1 pseudogene is annotated in these 707 nt (G+C 44.7%); it reads left to right on the forward strand.

The features are described 5' to 3' along the window. Positions 1 to 120: 120 nt before the first annotated feature. Positions 121 to 707 (forward strand): annotated as a pseudogene (locus R7Q46_RS27110) (oligoendopeptidase F); the annotation flags it as partial.

Below are 707 nucleotides of genomic sequence, written 5' to 3' on the forward strand. Positions count from 1 at the left end.
GCGAAACAAATCAAGGAAGAAAAGCAGCCCTAGTCATGGAAGAAATCGGCTTTCTAAATCCTATTTTGTTAGGAGGAAGAGGAAAGACCGATTCGATTACATCAAAAGGAACTCTAAAAAATGACCACTCCTAGTTGGGACTTATCCATCGTTTACAACGACCTTGCCGACCCTCGAATTCAAGACGATATCGCACTTGTTGAGCAATGTATTGACCTGCTGAATAAGCAATCGCAAGATTGTGAAAATGTTGAAGTGATGCAAAATGCCATTCTGACTAACGAAGCAGCAAGTCGCTTGGCGGGCACGGTCTACAACTTCGCAAATTGCTACTCATCAGTGAACGCTACTAACGCCGAAGCGAAAGCGCTTTCTGGTCGTATGATGCGTATTTTCTCTGAATTGTCTCAAGCGTTTAGTGCTTTCGAACTTACCTTAACGCATGCAGATGATGAGTTCATTGCTCGCGTTCTCGATCACGAAAATCCAGACATCAGCGGTCAAGCTTTCTCTATTATGGAGTCGAGAAAACTGGCAGATACACGCTTGAGTATGGAAGAAGAGAAGCTTTTAGCTGCGATGAGTGTCGATGGCAAATCTGCGTGGGGCAATTTGTACGACAACTTGACGGGTTCGTTAAAGGTTACGTTAGACCATGCTGATGGCACTACTGAAGAGCTCGGTTTCTCCCAAGCTGCAAGTATCCT

It is taken from the genome of Vibrio sp. 811 (genome assembly GCF_033339195.1).